At 37.4% G+C, this 19,951-nt stretch carries 16 protein-coding genes; 10 read left to right on the top strand and 6 right to left on the bottom strand.

Features of this window, described 5'->3' with window-relative positions; translation table 11 throughout:
• Positions 1–509: 509 nt before the first annotated feature.
• Both FFM51_RS05380 and FFM51_RS05375 read left to right on the top strand, forming a co-directional pair.
• Positions 510–1,367: an AraC family transcriptional regulator gene (locus tag FFM51_RS05380; protein WP_307722380.1), complete on the top strand. Its 858-nt coding sequence runs from the start codon at positions 510–512 to the stop codon at positions 1,365–1,367.
• Between the two features lie 21 nt (positions 1,368–1,388).
• A complete protein-coding gene (locus FFM51_RS05375) occupies positions 1,389–1,589 on the top strand; it encodes a hypothetical protein (RefSeq protein ID WP_137597615.1) in 201 nt (66 codons plus the stop codon).
• A gap of 62 nt (positions 1,590–1,651) precedes the next feature.
• Here FFM51_RS05375 and arfA read toward each other — a convergent pair whose 3' ends face one another.
• The gene (gene arfA / locus FFM51_RS05370) at positions 1,652–3,157 is read right to left on the bottom strand and encodes an arabinosylfuranosidase ArfA (RefSeq protein WP_137597614.1); all 1,506 of its coding nucleotides are present in this window, start codon (positions 3,155–3,157) and stop codon (positions 1,652–1,654) included.
• Positions 3,158–3,173: 16 nt separating this feature from the next.
• A complete protein-coding gene (locus FFM51_RS05365) occupies positions 3,174–4,550 on the bottom strand; it encodes a glycoside-pentoside-hexuronide (GPH):cation symporter (protein WP_137597613.1) in 1,377 nt (458 codons plus the stop codon).
• 268 nt (positions 4,551–4,818) lie between these two features.
• Between FFM51_RS05365 and FFM51_RS05360 the strand changes: the two genes are divergently transcribed.
• Both FFM51_RS05360 and FFM51_RS05355 read left to right on the top strand, forming a co-directional pair.
• Complete coding sequence (locus FFM51_RS05360) at positions 4,819–5,679, top strand: helix-turn-helix domain-containing protein (RefSeq protein WP_223875898.1); 861 nt, start codon at positions 4,819–4,821, stop codon at positions 5,677–5,679.
• Between the two features lie 113 nt (positions 5,680–5,792).
• Positions 5,793–8,153 carry a hypothetical protein gene (locus FFM51_RS05355; RefSeq protein ID WP_137597611.1) on the top strand — a complete coding sequence of 787 codons (2,361 nt, stop codon included), beginning with the start codon at positions 5,793–5,795 and terminating at the stop codon, positions 8,151–8,153.
• A 51-nt stretch (positions 8,154–8,204) separates the two neighbouring features.
• On the opposite strand, the gene FFM51_RS05350 is transcribed toward FFM51_RS05355, so the two are convergent.
• On the bottom strand, positions 8,205–9,095 hold the full coding sequence (locus FFM51_RS05350; protein ID WP_137597610.1) for an ArsR/SmtB family transcription factor: 891 nt from the start codon (positions 9,093–9,095) through the stop codon (positions 8,205–8,207).
• A gap of 244 nt (positions 9,096–9,339) precedes the next feature.
• On the opposite strand from FFM51_RS05350, the gene FFM51_RS05345 reads away from it, so the two are divergent.
• Together FFM51_RS05345 and FFM51_RS05340 are read left to right on the top strand one after the other, a co-directional pair.
• Positions 9,340–10,308: a glycoside hydrolase family 43 protein gene (locus FFM51_RS05345; protein ID WP_137597609.1), complete on the top strand. Its 969-nt coding sequence runs from the start codon at positions 9,340–9,342 to the stop codon at positions 10,306–10,308.
• Between the two features lie 14 nt (positions 10,309–10,322).
• Positions 10,323–11,591 (top strand): oligosaccharide MFS transporter, encoded by a 1,269-nt coding sequence (locus FFM51_RS05340; protein ID WP_137597608.1) that lies wholly within the window; start codon positions 10,323–10,325, stop codon positions 11,589–11,591.
• Positions 11,592–11,669: 78 nt separating this feature from the next.
• Here FFM51_RS05340 and FFM51_RS05335 read toward each other — a convergent pair whose 3' ends face one another.
• Both FFM51_RS05335 and FFM51_RS05330 read right to left on the bottom strand, forming a co-directional pair.
• Positions 11,670–12,518, bottom strand: a complete 849-nt coding sequence (locus FFM51_RS05335) for an aldo/keto reductase (RefSeq protein ID WP_137597607.1) — start codon at positions 12,516–12,518, stop codon at positions 11,670–11,672.
• Between the two features lie 19 nt (positions 12,519–12,537).
• Entirely contained in the window at positions 12,538–13,194 is a 657-nt protein-coding gene (locus FFM51_RS05330; protein ID WP_137597606.1) for a histidine phosphatase family protein, read from the bottom strand.
• A 229-nt stretch (positions 13,195–13,423) separates the two neighbouring features.
• On the opposite strand from FFM51_RS05330, the gene FFM51_RS05325 reads away from it, so the two are divergent.
• From FFM51_RS05325 to FFM51_RS05315, 3 genes are all read left to right on the top strand, one after another.
• Positions 13,424–14,506, top strand: a complete 1,083-nt coding sequence (locus FFM51_RS05325) for a GntR family transcriptional regulator (protein ID WP_137597605.1) — start codon at positions 13,424–13,426, stop codon at positions 14,504–14,506.
• 224 nt (positions 14,507–14,730) lie between these two features.
• Positions 14,731–16,158 carry an L-arabinose isomerase gene (gene araA / locus FFM51_RS05320; protein WP_137597604.1) on the top strand — a complete coding sequence of 476 codons (1,428 nt, stop codon included), beginning with the start codon at positions 14,731–14,733 and terminating at the stop codon, positions 16,156–16,158.
• 313 nt (positions 16,159–16,471) lie between these two features.
• Complete coding sequence (locus tag FFM51_RS05315; protein WP_137597603.1) at positions 16,472–17,464, top strand: aldo/keto reductase; 993 nt, start codon at positions 16,472–16,474, stop codon at positions 17,462–17,464.
• Between the two features lie 44 nt (positions 17,465–17,508).
• Here the strand turns inward: FFM51_RS05315 and FFM51_RS05310 are convergent, their stop codons facing one another.
• Positions 17,509–18,384: an AraC family transcriptional regulator gene (locus tag FFM51_RS05310; protein ID WP_137597602.1), complete on the bottom strand. Its 876-nt coding sequence runs from the start codon at positions 18,382–18,384 to the stop codon at positions 17,509–17,511.
• A gap of 234 nt (positions 18,385–18,618) precedes the next feature.
• Between FFM51_RS05310 and FFM51_RS05305 the strand changes: the two genes are divergently transcribed.
• Positions 18,619–19,935, top strand: a complete 1,317-nt coding sequence (locus tag FFM51_RS05305; protein ID WP_137597601.1) for an MFS transporter — start codon at positions 18,619–18,621, stop codon at positions 19,933–19,935.
• Positions 19,936–19,951 lie beyond the last annotated feature (16 nt).

The following is a 19,951-nucleotide window of genomic DNA, read 5'->3' as shown; positions in this document are numbered from 1 at the left end:
GTAGCCGATCATTATCCAGCATTGCTTGTGCAGCAGCGACATTATGATCGGTATGATTTGCATTTGAACTCATAATCTAAGACCTCCAAAGTATAATTTAACTAATAAACAAGTCAATAGATAAAGCGATTACATTCTTTACAAACGAAAAAATAAAAAATTGCAAAATGTTTGTGCTTAACTTCTTCGTTCTAAATACTGATTGATCATTAATTTACAATGTAATAGTAATCGTTTTCAAACAACTTAAAAAGAGCTATAATCTGATATGTAGTTATCATTTCCGACTAATTGTGAGTTAAAGCAGTATCAATGTAACCGTTTTAACACCTTTAGTTGCCATTTCCGATTTAATTTGATAGGCGTGTTTTATAATATTTGGTTGCTATTTCCGACACAAAGAAAAGGCGGTGTTTCTTTTGCGTTTCTTTACGTTTACACTCGATAAAAGTATTTTATTTTACAAGGGGGGAGAATTTGTTTCTAAACGGCCTTGGCGGCACAAAGCAATGTTTCATAAGGGAGATTATGAAATTATTATTTGTGTTAAAGGTCCCATTTACATTAAGGTGGAACAGGAACGGTTTTGTTTATTAGAACATGATGTTTTGGTCCTGCCACCATTCACGCATTTCGAGGGGTGCCAAGATAGTAAAGAGGGCATTGATTTTTATTGGCTGCATTATTTTTCACAGTATAAGGAACGGGTCATTACCGGTGAGGCCGATCAGATTATTTTAAACATTAAAACCAAATCTTCTGAGCAACGGCAAATTACACTTCCCATGCACTTCAAATTACAAGACGATATGCAAATTCTAGTATTGGTTCATCAAATTTTGTCGGTTCACGATGATATTGCTTATATTGATGAACGTGACTATCTCACTTCGGCACTAATAATTTATTTATTCAAAGCATTTGCTAGCCAACATGATCCAGATGACCGTTCTAAAATTAACTATATTAAAGAATGGATTCGTGCCAATATTTCTGCGACATTGACAGTCGCGGAGATTGCGGAAAACGTGCATTTAAATCCAGACTATTTAACCCGGTTGTTCAAAAAGTATACGGGCATGACAACATTGCAGTATCTGAATCATTTGAAAATTGAGGTTGCATCATTATTATTGGTTAGAACTGAAATGCCGATTAAGCAAATTACAACTGAATCGTACTTTGGTGATCCCAAAATCTTTACGCGCAAGTTTAAAAGTGAAACGGGACTGTCACCATCAGCTTATCGTCATTCGTACAATATGATTCATCACAATAACCCGCATGTTGATCCACAAATTCCAGTTCCTAAAAGGATTGAGGATTCAATTGATTATATTCCGGAGAATGGTGATGTACGTAGTTAAACAGAAAAGGAGAGCCGAATAATGAATTTTTTCACTAAAATATTTGCAGGTCAATCACTTATTTCGTGGGTCCTGCAGATAATATTTATTTTCCTAGCATGGAAGGTAGCAGATCACCAAATCCCCAATAATTTAACTACCATTTTAGGTGCGGCAGTTTTAGTGATATTAACATATATCAGTCTGGCACATGATGGTAAGAGCAGAGCAAATAAAAAATAATATTATTATCAGACTAAAATAAGGAGCCGTGCACGTTTGTGTGCGAGCTCCTTATTAGGTAATTACTTAACTGAGATTCGAATCATATTCCAAGAAAGCGGTTGTAGTTTTGCCGTTACTTGGTTATCGTCTAATTTTACCTTGATTAATGGTTTTAGTTCCATTTGACCATCTTTATTAGTTTCCTTTGGTTGATAACCATAAAATTGAGTGGCTTCGATTATCTGGTCACATTTAAAATTGTTTAAATCGGCCTTAAAATTAATCTCTTCGTGCTGATTTTTATTTTCGGCAAAGATTGTGAGAGAATGTGCGTCCTTGCTGTAAGTTGTGATTGTGTCTAAATAAGGCACTGAATCGAATTCTCTTGAACTGTACGTTGGTACATCAACATGTGGAGTCAATGCAACACCAGTTCCGTAATTTGAAACTTGCATAAATGGGTAAAAGATTGATTGGAGCCAAACATCACCATTGGTATCTGTCATAATTGGTGCAATCACATTAACTAGTTGAGCTAGACATCCAATTTTTACTCGATCAGAGTTTTTCAGTAATGTAATTAACAAGCTGCCCACTAGTAAAGCATCTTCAAAATTATAAACATCTTCCAATAGATGGGGGCCAACTTGCCATGGGGTGACCTTAGTATCAGCATCATTTGAGTGATACCATACATTCCATTCATCAAATGACAAATTAATTGTTTTATTCGATCGTTTACGTGCTTTTACAGCATCACACATGGCAACGACCCCTTTGATGAACTGGTCAAGGTCAACATTTTTTCCCAGAAAATTATCTAGTTCGGTTGGATCATCATCATTGTAAAAGCCGTAATAACGATGGAGTGAAAGATAATCAATGTTGTCGTAGCACTCATCCAAAACAGTTTCTTCCCAATCACCAAAGGTTGGGTTATCCATTGAAGAGCTGCCGCATGCAACTAATTCAATGGTGTCATCCACTCGTCGCATTGCTTTGGCGGTTTCATTTGCAAGGTGGGCATACTCACTGGCAGTTTTGGCTCCAATCTCCCAAGGGCCATCCATTTCATTACCAAGACACCAGGTTTTAATCTTAAATGGTTGTTTAGCGCCATATTTTTGGCGCAGGTCACTTAAATATGTGCCACCTGGGAAATTACAATATTCGACTAAATCTGCAGCTGCCTGAATGCCTCGAGTACCTAAATTAACTGCCATATTAGGTTTAGCACCCACTTTTTGTGACCATTTCATGAATTCATGAAGACCAAACTGATTGGTTTCGATTTCTCGCCAGGCAAGATCAAGTCTAGTTGGACGATCTTCCTTGGGCCCAATACCATCTTCCCAGCGATACTGTGATAGAAAGTTACCACCAGGATATCTTATTAAGGGCACATTTAACTTATTAATTGCCTCGATCACATCTTGCCTGAAGCCATCACTATCGGCACTGGGATGATCAGGTTGATAAATGCCGGTATAGACGGCACGTCCCAATTGTTCGATGAAGGAACCGTAAATTCTTTCATCAATCACTGCAATGACATCATCTTTATCAACTTTTAGATAACCATTCAAATTGTATTCCTCCTTACTAATCTTCTGTTATGGAGCCTCTGCGATTAACTAGATCCGACTTAATCACTTCTTCTTTACCTTCATATTTTACGTACAGCACCATAATGATGGCACCAATCACAAAGAATATGGCGGGCAAATAGCTAAAACTAAATTTAATTGCTGATAATGAGGAGACGGTTTGCGTTACACCAGCTTTGTAGCCTGCATGATTCAAAATTACAGCTGGTGCCCAGCCGCCTAGGCCAGAACCAATTTTGATGGCAAAAGAACTACCAATTGCTGTTAAAAATCCACTCGCCCGAATTCCATTTTTCCATTCGCCGTAATCGACGGTATCAGATAACATAGCAAATGGCATTGAGACTGAAATCCCGGTCCCAATTGAGGCAATGCTCCAGGCAATTGCTAACGCGATAAGCGAGGTTCCCGTAAATGAAATAATTATTTGACCAGCTGCAGCAAGACACATTCCAAAAATTAGGACGTGAGATTTCTTGAATTTTTTTACTAAAAATGGAATTAATAACATTCCGATAATTTGAAACATTACAAGGGCATTCAAAACAGAAGCAAATCCTTTGTGACCTAAATTATACTGAGTGTAATAAACTAACACAGACGTTCTAGAAGCATTTCCTAACCAGTAAAAGACAAAAACAATCACTAAAATGAACCATGGCCAATTACTTTTAGCGGCCTTAATAGATGATTTGATTGGTAAAGATTTTTGTGATTGAGTATTAATTTCACGGGTATCCGTAAACGCAAACATTAATAATGCAAATCCAATAATTGCTAAAATAATAGCGGTATTGCGCCATCCATTAACGTCATTGCCACCACCAAGAATGGCAACAAAGCTTAATGTAAATGTTGCAGTAATAAAGAAACCTATATTTCCACCAATCATACGAGTACTATTTAACTTTATTCGCTCGTCAGAATTATTAGTGAGGTTAGGCAAAATTGAACTGATTGGTGTGCCGACTCCTGTGTAGGAAATACCGAATACTAAGTATGTTAATAAGGCCCACCAAAACTTACCGGTGTTACTTAAATTTGGCGACCAGAACATTAAAATAAAGAAGATAGCAAACGGAAAGGCCATCCAGAGAAAGTAGGGCCGGCTTTGCCCCCATTTGGTATGTGTATGGTCAATAATAAACCCCCAAATAGGTGCATCGAAGGCGTCTAAGATTCTTGCTGCCAATAGAATTGTTCCAGCAGCGGCAACCGTTATTCCGAAAACGTCAGTATAATAGTATAAAATAAAAGTAGTAACGGTAGTGTAGAGTAAATTACCTGCAGTATCAGTGCTGGCATAGGCCAACATGCGGTGAAATGGTACCTTGGTATTGTTCTTTAAAGCATCTGCAACTTTACTAGTCACGGTAAAACCTCCATTCATTAATTTGACTAGATTTTAGGAATTTAGTAAAGATTTTTGAAAACGATTACATTAACCCTTAAAAAAATAACCTAAAATACCAACAATTAAAAGCTAATCCGCTTTCATATCCTAATTTAATGCATTTCATCATTTTTTAGAATCTAATGAATAACAGAAAGTTTATAAAATTAAACACACGTAATTGCAAATTAAATAATAATTGGCTTATTCTAGAAGAAAATCATCAATGGAGTTGGGGTGTTTAAAATTGAAAGAATATATATCTATTTCGTGTTTACCGCTGCCTACATTTATTGAAGGAAACAAGGTAACATTTAATTCAGGTGACCGTCATCCTAATCGAACAAACTTGCAATACTTTGTATTGATGTTTATGACGGAAGGTACCCTATTTATTGCTGAGGATGGAAATAATTATACTGTCAGGAAAGGTGAAATGTTTATTTTACAACCGCAACATCATCATTATTCGTGGAAACCAATTGAAGAAAAAACGACCTATTACTGGCTCCATTTTTTCGTATCCGGTAAATGGTCACAAGGGGCTAGTCCAATTTCAATGCAGTCATTAATAGAAGTCCCAACATTGCATTATTTCACGCCAACGATGACGTTACACTTATTAAAACATGCCAAACTGACTGACACCAAGCGACTCTTAAATACAGTCAGTCAAATTTTTGCTGAAAGCACAGATCCGCAAAAATTTGGTTTTTGGCGTTCGCAACAATTATTTATTGATGTTTTGCAAGCTATTCAGGTTCATTCGAAAGAAGAAACTAAGCTAAGTGAACTGTCTGGAAAATTGCAACGGTATTTGCGAGATAATTTCAGCCAAAAAATTACTAATGAGGATTTGAGTGCAGTCTTCCATTTTCATCCCAACTATATTTCACGAGCGCTTAAGCAAACGATTGGTTTGACACCCGCAGAATTTTTAGTTAGATACAGGATGGAAGAAGCGGAAAAAAGGCTATTAAATACGAACCTTACAATATCAGAAATTGCAGATAGCGTCGGTTTTCAAAATGTATACTATTTTTCAACGTCATTTAAAAAGTATAAGGGTCTAGCACCACAAATTTTTCGCAAACAAAAGAAAATATGATCTGTGTTGGTTTTTATAAATGTTGGGTGACTAATTGCATTCATTCAAAAATGAAAGCGGTTATAATTATTGCTATATTATTATAACTACGACTGTCAGAAAGGATTTAAATTATGAATTCAAATTTATTTTCAGTGAAACAAAATGAACGTGGTGCTTTGACACTGCTTAGTTTAAAAAGTGATAAAAGCCATATGAATTGGTTAATCGATCCAGATTATTTAGCCACAGTGAACTATCACGATGATGATAAATTATTTGGTGAGTTCACAGTGACGATTGATGGTAAAACTTACAATAGTATTGATTATCAGCCACAAGTTAAACATACTGATCAGGAAAATACGGTGATTTTTGAGATCCAAAAAGTTCAGTTTCTGCTCAAATATTCAACGAATGAAATCGGATTTACTTGGAATATTGAACTAATAAATAATACAGGGAAAAATATCAAAATTGAAAATCTGGGTGTTTGGGCCAGCCTTGCATATGTAATGTATCGGGATAAAAATGTTCATCGCAATGCGAATCAGTCCACGGCAGTGTTTCCATCTATCTCAACTAATTTTACCAAGTTGGCCGCAGTGAGACGGGATAACACGGCTCCCAATATGGGGCTTTATCAAACTAAGGGCCAAGTAATGTCAGTTGGTACTTATAATGAATACAGCAATCGCTTTTTTGAAAATGTTTCGCCCTCACTCGATGGCATGTTGTTTCATCAAATTATTTTAGCAGGTGGCTATCCGCAAACTAATGGGCCAAAGCATGATTGGATTTATTCACAAGCGGGGATTAATTTAGATGCAGATGAGACTAGAGAATGGGGATTTTGTATCGCACCTTTTAGTGATCAAAGTAATTTTTATGAAGTAGCTAAATCATTAGGACATCCGATAATTAAATCACTACCGATGGTGACAGCCAAGCAACCACAAGTTATTCAAATAGATGCTGATAATATTAAAAATATTGCTTCAGTGTGTGATCGCTGTTTTGTAGCTGGAAAAGTGGTTGAACGTAACTTAACAGCCCAAGTATTACATGGTCGACTTGAATACGAAGTCAGTCATTATGGTGAACATCAAGTTGTCATTACTTTTAAAGATGGCAAACAAGATATGCTGGTGTTCAATAAATTAAATTCGGTTAAACAGTTATTACGCAATCGGGCTGATTACATTTCCAGCCATTCATATACTGGACCCACTGGCAAACAACCATATAGTTTTGGCCCGGTTTCAAATCAGGGCGAATCATTAGGAAAAATGACGTTTGTTATTCAAGAGTGCTTGTTGGATCCGCAAACAGAAAACATTGCTGATAAAATTAGGCAGGTTGAGGAGAGTGCGGTTAAGTACGTGCGGCCTAGATGGTTTGTCGATGGTGACTTTAAGCAACCACGTAAGTTATATGGTGAATTTTATCGGGTAATGGATTTAGAGTACATTGCGCATCTATTCTACTTGTTGTCACAGTGTGATCAAAAACATCTGCAATTGTACTCACCCAAAGACTACTTGATTTGGGCCGCACAGGTATTTGATGTCCGCGTTAATCCTGATTTTCATGATAATGAGCGAGGTAAATCGGAAGCCCAAATGTTAGGGCAATATTTCTTATATATCGATGATTTACTGCAAGATTTGAAGAAAAATAATCTCGAAAGTGAGTATGAAGAAATATCAGCGTCTTGGCAAGCTGCCACTACTCGAATTGCGGCACAAAGCAAGCAACTATCTGCTGCAATGACCGAACACTTTTTTGATAATGCTGGTTTCGGGCCGGCTGCGGGAGCATTGGCCTTAGCCGGCCAAAAAGATGCTGCAAAAATTTATGGCGAACTGCTGAAAGCAAACATTGGGTTTAGTAATGACTTTCGTGCTCAGAGCCCAGACCGCTGGTGGGAAGCATTATCATATATGATTCATTCATTATGGGGTGGTGTAACCGCAGCTTCAGCATTAATCGCGGGTCGTGAATTAAAAGACGCAAAACTGGTGGAAGCAGCTTATCGTGGCACGGTTGCAGTACTTTATATGTATGATTCGAATGCAACTGCAACGGATCGTCATCTGAAACCAGGTGAGGCGGCATCTACTTATAGTATCGCTGGGCCAAATCTTAATCGCCCTGATCTCTCCAGAAATCGGTTTGGCCAATCAATCTTTGCTGCCGACGGCGGTATTTTTTCAAAACTGTTTCCGGATGGGTATACAGGTGAAGATGATTGGGATATGGGAGAAGAGCTGGTAGCTTACCTCAATGGTTTTGGTCAAGAAACTTATATTTATGAGCGTGACGGTGAAGTCCAGGTTGTGAATGGCAAGGCCACAGCAAAGAGTGCCACTTTGTATGAAATCGAAAGCTTTGCACCCTATCCACAAAAATATATTAATCTGTCTGATGGTAGTGAGATAAAACTCAAGCAAAATAAAGTATTGTTTAACAGAGAAACACAAAAATTTGGTTAACACAAAGAGGTATCGGAAAACACTTCCGATACCTCTTTGTGCATACATAGATTAGCTATAGAATAATTTCATATTGATATCCTGATCATAGTTACCAAACCCTTTGCCGAAAATAGTACAGCCACCGTTGTTAACAGCATCCGGTTTAATTGCAAACCGAATTTTAAAAGTTTGTTGTGATGTATCTAAATCGTTGAGTGAGACATCGGTGAATGGTTGACCGTCAAGATAAGTACCATGATCAGTAATACGCAGAATTTTTTGAATACCATATTGGTTTACGTTATCAGGAACCCAGGCAGGCGTGTACTTACCACGGGTGTCTGAGAAATCTCCAGGGCTGGTCCATGTACCAATCTCAACTTCATTAATAAAAAATGTAATGTCCGATGGCCATACGTTATTAGAAAATGGAAATTCTGAACCTAGCTCCATTGAAAGGTCTAACATCTCTAAATGTTCGTTTTGTGTCAAGAAGTTAGGCGCCTGGTACTCAACAAATCCGTTTGAAAACCAAATCATACCCGCTTCCATTCGATGAGGATCCATAAAATAAGTCGGATTATCAACCTTTCCGATGTAAGCTGTTTTTCCTGCTAAACCACATGATGGCTCTACTGAAAAATCAGTATAGTGCCCAACTGGAATGTTAGATTCATGGACTTCAAAAGATGGATAGATTCGCTCTGGAAATCTAATGGAGATGTTATCGACTTTAAGCCGTGAGATTTTGTTGTGCCCTTCTTTTTCAAAGTTGATGATACCAGCATCCGCGAGTTGTTGAAGGTGTTTTAAGGTAATTGTGTTGCTGATCCCTAACTTCTTGGCAATTTCTTTAACATTTAGCCGTTCGTGAGCTAAAATCTGAATGATTTTGAGTCGCATTGGATTGGCTAATGCTTTATAAACTAATAATGAATTATTGGAAATATCTAGTTGCATGCTTCCTCCCACAATTAATGAAAACGTTATTTTATATTATTAGTATAACTTTTATATGATTTTTAGTAAATAAAAAGACGAATTAATTGAAAAATAAGTAACTTTTTAGTTAATTGTAGTATAAATTTTTTCCTAGAATCAACAAAAAGGTGTTGAAAACGGTTTCGATTCGGTTTAAGATAACATTGTTCACAAACCCACATATCTTTTTATAGCTATCTAATTTTAAAAGGTGGTAAAAGTTATGACAGAAAAATATATCAACCCACTGATTATTCAGCGAGCTGATCCATATATTTATAAACATACTGACGGCTATTATTATTTCACTGCTTCTGTACCTGCATATAATTTGATTGAAATCAGAAGGGCAAAGACTCTTAACGCTCTAGCACATGCAACCCCACGTACGATCTGGCGCAAGCATGATAGTGGCGAGATGAGCAAACTCATTTGGGCTCCAGAACTGCATTATATTGATAATAAGTGGTATGTGTATTTTGCTGCAACGGATACAGAAGATTTGGACGAGCTTGGAATGTTCACTCATCGTATGTATTGCATCGAATGTGATGCTCAGGATCCTATGGAAACTGAAGATAACTGGGTTGAAAAGGGCCAAGTTAAAACTGACAAGGACACTTTCTGTCTTGATGCAACCGTGTTTGAACACAACGACAAACTTTACTACGTTTGGGCCCAAAAGGATAAGGCAATTAAGGGTAATTCAAACCTATATATCGCTGAAATGGAAAATCCTTGGACACTTAAAACTAAACCAGTAATGTTATCAAAACCTGAATATGATTGGGAAATTAAGGGATTCTGGGTTAACGAAGGACCAGCGGTCTTACATCGTAATGGTAAGTTCTTTATGACATACTCAGCTAGTGCAACCGATGAAAATTATGCCATGGGGATGCTAACTGCCAAGGATACTGACGATGTGTTGGACCCTAAGAGTTGGCATAAATCAAAAGAACCAGTATTCCAAAGCGATTTAAGCACCGATCAGCTTGGCCCAGGGCATAATTCGTTTACTGTCTCAGAAGATGGTACTCAAGATGTGATGGTTTATCACTGCCGCAATTATTCAGATATTAAAGGTGATCCGCTATATGATCCAAACCGTCACACTAAAGTGCAAACGTTTACTTATGATGCTGAAGGCAACCCAGTATTTGGGAAGCCAGTTCCATATAATTATGAATAGGATGGTGTTAAAATATGGACGCAACAAATAAAAACAATAATTCGTCGGCACCGAAAAAACATTTTTGGAGTTTCTTTGGTACGGATGTTAGTTACTTCTTCATTTGGCAAATTGTTCAAGGATTTTTAGTTCTATGGTTGAAACAAGAGGCTAATTTAACTGGTGGACAAGCCGGATTCGTGTTCTCATTCTTAGCTTTTGCTTCACTATTTTATCAACCTGTTTTCGGGATTGTTTCTGATAAACTGGTTTTTAAAAAGAATTTGCTCTTATCAATTACCTGTGCAGCTATTTTAATTGGACCATTCTTCCAATGGGTATTTATTCCAATTTTACATTTTAATGCTGTAGTTGGTGCTGTTATTGGCGGTTTTGCGTTAGCCTATGTTCTTAATGGTGGGGTTGCTGTTATTGAATCTTACGTTGAACGTGCTAGCTTAGCTAATGGATTCGAATATGGCCACTCACGAATGGGTGGTTCAATTGGTGGTGCCTTAGCATCATTTGTTGCTGGATTGGTGTTTGTTAAGAACCCATTCATGGTATTTTGGATTTGTTCTTTAGCTGGTATTATTTTGACTGGTTTAGTATTATTTGGCGACAAGATTAATTTTGATAATGCTAAAGCTGCTGAAGGTACAAGCTCAGCCCCACTTAACCGTAAGACTATTTTATCAATTTTCAAGATTCGTAATTTCTGGCTTCTAAGTATCTTCTTTATGGGTACTTCAGCTATTTATGATGTTTTCGATCAACAGTTTCCTGTGTTCTATCAAACATTCTTTAGCAGTGCCAATGCTGGTACTGTGGCATACAGTCGTCTGTTGACTACTCAAATTGCATTGGAAGCTATTTTGATGATTCCAATGCCATGGATTATTAACAAGATTGGTGCTAAGAACGGTTTGATTGCTTATGGGGTATTAACATTCTTACGAATTACTTTAAGTGCTATTGCTCCAAATTTCTGGTTCTTAACATTTGTTCGTTTAATTGCATCATTCGAAATGCCTTTATTCTTAGTTTCAACTATGAAGTATATTGCTGGTGCATTTGACTTGAAGCTTTATGCAACAATTTACGCGTTAGCCTTTAATTTTGCTAAGCAAATTTCGTTATTTATCTTCTCGACAGTTGCCGGTGACCTGTACGATTCCATTGGTTTCCAACACACATACTTTGTTCTTGCAGCATTAGTTGCTGTCGTTACCATCATTGCCTTAGTTGGTATGACAAAAGAAGATCCAGTTCAAGCTGGAGAGGTGAAGGCGCCAGAATCCTAAGCGTTTGATCTCATTAATGTTCAAATAAAAAGTCGTCAGATCTGCAAAGATCTGGCGGCTTTTTATTAACTATTTGTTCTAATACGGATATTGTTCGCCGAATTCATACACCAATTCAGGTTCCTTACTAACTCGGTGGTTTTTATTAGCAGAATCTACAATAGCCATTTCCGATTTGGATAGTTCAAAGTCATAGATAGCAGCATTCTCGGCAATTCGGGTTGCGTGAGTTGATTTAGGAATGAAGGATACCCCGTTTTGCAAGTGCCATCTTAAAATGACTTGAGCAACTGAACGTTTTTTTGTTTGGGCAAGTTCAACTAGCACGGGATCATTTAAGATCTTACCACGTCCCAATGGGCTCCAAGCTTGAGTAACGATGTTGTGTTCTTGATGGAATTTTAATAATGGCTTCTGACTCATGTAAGGGCTGACTTCAATTTGGTTAACAACTGGCAATTCGTGTGCTTGGGTGGCTAGGTATTGTAGGTGGACCATACCATAGTTGCTGACTCCGATTGACTTAGTCAAGCCTTCTTTTTTCAAATCTTCAAACGCTCGCCAAGTATCAAAAAATTCAGTATTAATTGGCCAATGAATTAATAATAGATCGACGTAATCTGTTTGAAGCTTAGTCAGCGATGCTTTTAGTGAGACAATAGTATTATTATACCCCTGATTAGCCTCCGAAATTTTGGTAGTGATAAATGTTTTTGCTCGTGGCACTTGCAAATTATGCAAAGCTTCACCCAGAAATTGTTCATTTTCATACATCTGAGCTGTATCAAATAGTCGATATCCAGACTCCCAGGCAGCCTTAATGGAATCTGAGAATTCTTGGTGATTGGTGATTTTATAAACACCAAATCCTTGCTGAGGCATTTTGTTGCCATCAGCTAATGTTAATAAGTTATCTGAAATATTCATGAATCGATAGCCTCCTAAATTAGTCTAATTTATTGAAATATTGAATTTGCAGTTTTTGTGGTTCAGTTAAAGTAATTTTAGTGACACTACCATTTTGAGTTGGAATTCCCAAATCGAGCTCAGGAGCGTACCGCGAAATGATTGAGCGAATGGTATTACCGTGCGAAACAACTAAGATATTATCTCCGTTACTAGAGTTTTGCAGGAGTTTTTGAAAACCACGGTCGAGTCGTTTCCAAAACATAGCATTATTTTCCGCATCGTGATAGAGATCGGCTTGGTAAATTAAATCACGAGCTTTTTCAAGGCCAAATTTGCCCATAATACCAGCTTCTGAAGTGGTTTGCACCTGTTCGCCAACGAACTGCCACATTTGGCTTAAATCGTTACCTTCAAAGTAGCCATGACATTGTTCGCGCAGCTCCGGAAATTGATATGAAATTATATGCATATTATGCGGATTTTGTTTTAAGATCAATCGGTTAGTTTCAATTGCACGACCAGAATCACTACTAAAGGCAGCTGAAAAATCAATGTCAGCTAAACGTTTACCGGCACTAATGGCATCAGCAATTCCCTTATCGGTTAATGGAGAGTCAATCCATCCTTGAACCTTGTTATAACGATTTAACATTGTTTGACCGTGACGTACAAAATATGCAGTGATAGTTTTCATGGTAGACCTCCTTAAAATTCTACTTAATAACTTCAATTATAACGACATTTTCATATAAACACTATGAATTTAAAAAATAATTACTGTGACCTGTTAATAGTATTGGGAAATGATATTATACGGATAAATAAACGGTAATGAATTATTTATCTGATGAATTAAATATGAAAAAGACCTAACAACATGCTATAGTATAAGTTAAAGCGTTTTATCGAGGAGCAATAAAATTGTGGAAACTAAATATGAAACTGTAAAACAGGGAATAAAAAACGATATTATTTCCGGTAAGTATCAAGTATCTGATAAGTTGCCAACTGAATCTGAGTTAATGAATCAGTTTAGTGTTAGTAGATATACGGTGCGACGGGCGATCGGTGATTTGCAAAATGAACACTATATCTATCGCATTCAAGGTGGCGGGATGTATGTCGATGATTGGCAAAAAGAACGAGTCGTACAGGTTAATAATAAAATGGTTGGTGTGATTACAACGCACATTGCTGACTATATCTTCCCCAATATCATCAGTGGAATCGACCGGGTGGTATCCAATAACGGTTATTCGATAATCATTAGTAATACGCACAATAATCATGATAAGGAACGTCAGAGCTTAATTCGGATGTTAGATATTAATGTAGATGCATTGATTGTTGAACCAACTCAAAGTGCATTGCCTAACCCCAACTTAGATATTTATCGACGAATTAAAGAGAGCGGGATACCAACGCTATTTATTAATGCCCATTATCAAGATTTGGATTTCCCTTATATTGGTACTGCAGATATGGCTGCAGAGCAGCAATTGACAGAATATTTACTGAAGCAAGGACACGAACGTATTCTTGGTGCATTTCAAATCGATGACGTTCAAGGCGTGCATCGGATGAATGGCTTTGTTCAAGCCTATTCTAAACATCCAGAGATTTCATATTTGAGCGAAATTGTGATGTACCAATCTAGTGATGAAATGTCGAAGATTTTCGAAAAAATCTCGACGATCTTATCACGAGATGACCGACCAACAGCTCTTGTTTGCTATAATGACCAACTGGCAATTCAACTGATTGATATTATTCGTTCATTAGATTTAAAGGTGCCTAAAGATGTTGCTGTGGTTGGATTTGATGATTATCAATTGAGTAAGTTCATTGAACCAAGTCTAACGACAATGAATCACGAAAAAGAGAAAATGGGCATTGATGCCGGTAATATGATTATTAAGATGATTCAAAATGAGGATGTTAAATCCATGGTATATCAACCGGAGATGATTATCAGAAAGTCTTCAGGTAAATTGTTGGAGAAGTGACTGATTTTATCGATTAAAAGCACGACAGAGAACGAGCAGGTTATTGTTTGTATAATCTACTCATGCGCTGTTGTGTTTTTTATACAAATAAATAAATTCTTCTTGATTTATACGGACAAATATTTTACACTGTACTTGTGAGCGCTTTAAAGATATGGAACACTTGGTTTGTGAACATTACTAAGTGTGGTTTGTGAACAAATTTGATTAAAGGAGACTGCGATATGTTACAGGTACCAGATTATGAATTTTGGTTTGCTGTTGGTAGTCAGCATTTGTATGGTGAAGAACAGTTAAAGTCAGTTGAAAAAGATGCCCGTGAAATTGTTGAAAAGTTAAATGAAAGCGGTAAATTACCATATAAAGTTGTTTTCAAGATTGTGGCAACAACCGCAGACAGTATTACTAAGTTTATGAAGGAAGTTAATTACAACGATAATGTTGCCGGTGTGATTACTTGGATGCATACGTTCTCACCAGCCAAAAACTGGATTCAAGGAACTAAGTTGCTCCAAAAGCCATTACTTCATTTAGCAACTCAATTTTTGAATAAGATCCCATATGACACAATTGATTTTGATTATATGAACCTTAACCAAAGTGCCCATGGTGATCGTGAGTATGGTTACATCAATGCTCGTCTAGGCGTAAACAACAAGATTGTTTATGGCTGGTGGGGTGATGAAGAAACTCAAGATGAAATTGGCAAATGGGAAGATGTCGCAGTTGCTTACAACGAAAGCCAGAAGCTTCGGGTTGTTCGTTTCGGTGATAACATGCGTAATGTTGCCGTTACTGAAGGTGACAAGGTTTCAGCCCAAATTAAATTTGGTTGGACTGTTGACTACTATGGTGTTGGCGATTTAGTTGAAGAAATTAAACATGTTTCTGAAGATGATGTGAATGCCAAGTACGAGGATCTGCAAAAAGATTATACATTCGTAGTTGGTGATAATACCCCAGAAAAATTTGAAGCATCAGTTAAGGAACAATTACGTCAATACTTTGGTTTGAAGGCATTCATGGAACGTAACAACTACAGTGCTTTTGTTACTAACTTCGAAGACCTTTGGGGCTTGAAGCAATTGCCTGGATTGGCTGCTCAATTATTGATGGCTGAAGGTTATGGTTTCGGTGCTGAAGGTGATTGGAAGACAGCTGCTTTGACACGCTTGCTTAAGATTATGTCCCACAACAAGCAAACTGCCTTTATGGAAGATTACACATTAGAGTTACGTAAGGGTAAGGAAGCAATTCTTGGTTCTCACATGCTCGAAGTTGACCCAACAATTGCTAGCGACAAGCCACGTGTTGAAGTGCACCCACTTGATATTGGTGGTAAGGATGATCCTGCACGTTTAGTATTTAGTGGTTCTGCTGGTGATGCAATTGACGTCACTATCTCAGACATGGGTACTGATTTCAAGATGATTTCTTATGGTGTTGACGCAAATACTCCAACTGAAGATACACCACACTTACCTGTCGCAAAGCAACTTTGGACACCAAAAGTTGGCTTGAAGAAGGGAGCCACAGCATGGATTCGCGAAGGTGGCGGCCATCATACAGTATTCTCATTAGCATTGACAGAACAACAGTTGGCTGATTTTGCGCAATTAGTTGATCTTGATTTTGTTGGTATCGATGACTAAAAAGTGTGAGTAAAGGCGTTGTGATGCTGTAGACTAATGTTAAAATACCGATTAAGAAATTTGGTCTGTGAATTACTTGATTGGTATTTTAACATTAGTCCTAAGCGTCTGCCTGCGTGAACACGTCTAGGAACAAAGTGTGAGTAAAGGTGCTAAATACCTATACAAACATGATTTGATGAAAAAGATTAATAAATTAAAAAAGTCGATTGGTAACGATCGACTTTTTGCTTTATGATAGAGCTGGGTTAAATGTTTGAAAAGAATAGTTGTTCTTTTTGAACATATTATTTAAAAGGGAAGCGATCATATTATGTATCTTGCAGCGCAAAAGCGTTATGATGACATGCAATATCGTTATGTCGGGTCCTCAGGGTTAAAGGTATCATCCATTGCATTAGGATTCTGGCATAACTTTGGGGACGTTGATGCACTCAGCAATCAACGTGATATTGTGCATACTGCATTTGACAATGGTATTACGTATTTTGATTTAGCTAATAATTACGGTCCACCGGCAGGATCAGCCGAGACGAACTTTGGTCGAATTCTGCATGAAGATTTCACAGCTTATCGGGATGAAATGGTAATCGCATCGAAGGCAGGATATTACATGTGGCCAGGGCCATACGGAGAATGGGGCTCTAAGAAAAACATTATTGCCAGTTGTAATCAGAGTCTAAAACGCCTTGGTCTTGATTATGTTGATATTTTTTATCATCATCGTCCAGATCCAAATACCCCATTAGAAGAGACCGCGCAAGCCTTGGATTTATTAGTGCGACAGGGTAAGGCACTGTATATTGGAATTTCCAATTATTCAGCTGAACAGACTGCGGCTATCGCTAAAATATTCAAACAGCTTGGAACGCCATTTGTTATTCATCAGGCTCGCTATAATATGCTTGATCGTTGGGTTGAAGATGGTTTGTTAGATACGCTTAAAGATTTGGGTAAAGGGATGGTTGCATTTAGTCCCTTAGCACAGGGCAGATTGACCGATCGCTACCTCCACGGAATTCCTAAAGATTCACGTGCTAGTCGAAGTAGTAGCCCGTTTCTGGATAAGGATAAGGTTGAACCGACAATAAAAATTGCAACACGATTGAATGAATTAGCACAAAGTAGAAATCAATCATTGGCTGAGATGGCATTAGCATGGGATCTTAAAAATGAGGTTGTTGCCAGTGTGATTGTTGGGGCCTCCCGATCTAGTCAACTAGAAGATAATTTAAAATCATTAGTCAAAATGGATTTTTCAACAGATGAATTAGCAGAAATTGATAAAATACTTAATCATGAATAAATAAAAGGCCGAAAAAACAGTTAAACTGGTTTTTCGGTCTTTTTTTATGGTTGTGTCGCAATATCAAAAGATCTGTTTAAAATAATGTCTTCACTGGCTTTTTTGGCAGTAATACGATATTTATTTGGCACTTGATGCTCGTACTTAAAGAATATTTTCGTGAAATAGTTATCACTAAAACCAACCATATTAGCTATTTTACCAATTGAGTAATTGGTGTTTTTTAGTAAATAGATTGAATGTTCAATACGAATTTTTTGAAGTACTTGCATGGGTGTTTGATGGAGTGTGTCAGAAAACATTTTTATGATCTGTCCTTTACTATAATGAAACTTTTCCATAAGATCATCTAAAGTAATTTGTTGGTCGTAATTTTGTTCTAAAAAATCGAGCATTGGAAAACTATCGTCTTGTAATATCTCACTGAATATTGACGTGTTCATTGAATTTCCGGAAACGGTAGTTGTTTTGCGTGAAGAATGTAATAGCTGTAGGAGCAATAATTTAACCTGTGTATCTAAATCAAGTAGTAACTCTGAATTTTCAGATGTCTGATAATTAACTGCCTGTTCAACTAATTGACTGAAGCTATTTCTTAAAAATGCGTCATTTACTGGAAAAACAGGTTTCAAAAATAAGTTTGACAAGAAGTGCCGTAATTCATTATCTAAATTAAATTTTATATCGATTAGTTTGGCGTTTTTATTGAAGGAATATTCATGATAAACATTGCTGTCCATTAGCGCAATATTATTGGGCTTAAGAATATACTTTTGTTGATTGATCGAAATATTTTCTTCACCCGTAATTAAGTACTGTAATTGATAAAAATCATGTCTGTGTTGTTTAACTTTGAAATCCTTTGAATAACCCTTTCCGCTCATCCAAAGCGTTACTAATTGGTTATCTCGTAATATCAATCCGCGCACCTCCCACTTCAGGGTAAATATATATTAATTATGATCGCATGTAAAATAATTAGCGGTTAGAATTCATTTTTTCATCGATTGAAAGCGCTTTAATGATGTTATTCTATGTGGGAGTTGAAAGTCAAAGATTGCGCAATCGATTACTGGAAACCGGATTGTCTTAGAACAACTATGTTTAATAGGTTGATAACAATCTATTGATAGACTACAGGGGTGAGCGGAAATATGAAAACAAGCGATGTCATTTTAAGCGCGAGAAAAAAAGTGCGATGGCGCATACTTCCTTACTTGTTTATTATTTATTTTGTTGCGTTTTTGGATCGTAGTAGTATAACTTATGCTTCCCTCGGAGGAATGGATAAGAGTTTAGGACTGACTGCAACAACTTATGGGTTTATTGCAGGAATATTTTTTATCGGTTATTTCATTTTTGGAATCCCAGGCAACATGATTTTGGAAAAAGTGGGTGCCCGTCGATGGATTGGATTAATTCTAATTCTATGGGGATTGGTGACATTAGTTACTGCCTTTGTTCAATCTTCGTTTGAGCTCGCAATATTAAGATTCCTATTGGGTGTTTTTGAGGCAGCGTTATTTCCCGGAATTACGTTAATTGTAACTTATTGGGTTAGGTCTGCTGATCGTGCTGCAGCAGTGGCGCTGTTTATGATTGCACCACCTTTAGCCAATTCGTTTGGCGCACCACTTGCTACTTGGGTAATCACACAAGTCCATATGTTTTTGAACTTAGATGGCTGGCGCTGGTTATTCATCGTGGTCGGTATTCCTGCTGTCTTACTTGGCTTCTTTACCTTTTGGTATTTGGCAGACAAACCAGATAAAGCAAAATGGCTTGATGGCGATGAGAAGAAGGCTTTAATGGACGAGCTGTATTTAGATCAAAAGTTGACTTCACAAGATAACATTGTTGGCGCACCAATGAAGGAAGCTGTCAAAAATGGAAGGGTTTGGAAAATGACCTTCATCAATGTCTTCTATGTTGTTGGGCTGTATGGCTTAACGTTTTGGCTGCCTCAAATGATCAAAGCATTGTCATCTAACTTTTCTACGATGACCACTGGTTGGTTAACAGCTGTGCCATACCTGTTAGGAGCGATTGCACTGGTGTTGAATTCACACCATTCAGATGCGACTCATGAACGAATTTGGCATACTGCCTGCGGTGCATTTGTTGGTGGTATTGGATTTATGGGTGCGGCATTATCGCATAATCCGTGGATTTCAATGGTTTTTCTATGTTTTGCAGCGATCGGGATCTATGCATGGTCGGGCCCTTACTGGGCAATTACTACAATGATGGATCCTAGAATTGCTGCTATTGGTTTGGGAATTGTTAATGCGCTAGGTAACTTAGGTGGTTTCGTGGGACCTTATGTTGTGGGTTGGCTGAAAGATTTTACTGGTTCACAGGTTGCTGCGATGTTTTTCTTATCCGGTTCACTGATTTTGGCAGGTCTGATTGTCTTAACATTAAGGCATAGTGACGATCCGGTCATTAAGGTTGAACAAGAAGAAATTTGAGCAAAGTCAATATAGA

Origin of the sequence: Paucilactobacillus kaifaensis (assembly GCF_005405145.1) — a bacterium.
Taxonomy (GTDB): Bacteria; Bacillota; Bacilli; order Lactobacillales; family Lactobacillaceae; genus Paucilactobacillus; species Paucilactobacillus kaifaensis.
Note: the sequence above shows the minus strand (reverse complement) of the source record. Positions and strands in the feature narration are given on the sequence as shown.